Here is a 1,306-nt window from a genome sequence, read left to right as displayed (position 1 = left end):
ATAGTGTTTCGGCGGCCATAGCGAGAGGGAAACGCCTGGCCACATTCCGAACCCAGAAGCTAAGCCTCTCAGCGCCGATGGTACTGCAGGGGGGACCCTGTGGGAGAGTAGGACACCGCCGGACTTCTTTTATCGAAATGGCCACCCAATGTTGGGTGGCCATTTCGTGTTTACGGGCCTGTTGAACTGGCCGGAGACGAGGAACGACCATGACCGAACGAACCGGACGAGACGGATCTGGCGACCGCGACTACGGACGTCGGCCGAGCTCCGGAGGCGGTCGTGGTCGCGACGACGACCGTGGTCAGCGCAGCAGCGCTCCACGCGATTCGCGGCCGGCGCGTGACCGGGACGCGCGTCCGCGTCGTGATGGCGACTCCGGTTACCAGCGTCGTGATGGTGACTCCGGTTACCAGCGCCGTGAGGGTGGATCCGGCTATTCGCGTCGTGACGGTGACTCCGGCTATCAGCGTCGCGAGGGTGGTTCGAGTTATCAGCGTCGTGAGGGTGATTCGCGTCCGCGTCGTGATGGTGACTCCGGTTACCAGCGTCGCGAGGGTGGTTCGGGTTATCAGCGGCGTGATGGTGATTCGCGTCCGCGTCGTGATGGTGACTCCGGTTACCAGCGTCGCGAGGGTGGATCCGGCTATTCGCGTCGTGACGGTGACTCCGGTTATCAGCGGCGTGATGGTGATTCGCGTCCGCGTCGTGATGGTGACTCCGGTTACCAGCGTCGCGAGGGTGGTTCGGGCTATCAGCGGCGTGATGGTGAATCGCGTCCGCGTCGTGATGGCGACTCCGGTTACCAGCGTCGCGAGGGTGGTTCGGGCTATCAGCGGCGTGATGGTGAATCGCGTCCGCGTCGTGATGGCGACTCCGGTTACCAGCGTCGCGACGGAGACTCGGGCAATCGGCGACGTGAGAGTGGTTCGGGTTTCCAGCGTCGCGAGGCTGACTCCGGTTACCAGCGGCGTGATGGTGACTTCCGCACGCGTCGTGATGGCGACTCGGGCTATCAGCGTCGTGATGGTGGTTCGGGTTATCAGCGGCGTGATGGTGAATCGCGTCCCCGTCGTGATGGCGACTCGGGCTATCAGCGGCGTGATGGCGGTTCCGGTTACCAGCGGCGTGATGGCGGTTCCGGTTACCAGCGGCGTGATGGCGGTTCCGGTTACCAGCGTCGCGATGGTGGTTCCGGTTATCAGCGGCGTGATGGCGATTCTCGTCGCCGGCGCGACGGCTTGCGGCGAGCGCATGCTGGTGTGCGAGTTCCGGGTCATCCTCGATCAGACGGGCGGCCATAGCC

The 1,306-nt window shown here is 64.3% G+C and carries 1 protein-coding gene and 1 rRNA gene; both read left to right on the top strand.

What is annotated here, in order from left to right:
* Nucleotides 1–7 precede the first annotated feature (7 nt).
* Nucleotides 8–124 (top strand): 5S ribosomal RNA (gene rrf / locus BN1193_RS00130).
* Between the two features lie 158 nt (nucleotides 125–282).
* The coding region (locus BN1193_RS18210; RefSeq protein ID WP_052460276.1) for a hypothetical protein at nucleotides 283–1,306 on the top strand (1,024 nt) is incomplete at its 3' end.

Source organism: Microbacterium gorillae, assembly GCF_000826185.2.
Taxonomy (GTDB): Bacteria; Actinomycetota; Actinomycetes; order Actinomycetales; family Microbacteriaceae; genus Microbacterium; species Microbacterium gorillae.
Note: the sequence above shows the minus strand (reverse complement) of the source record. Positions and strands in the feature narration are given on the sequence as shown.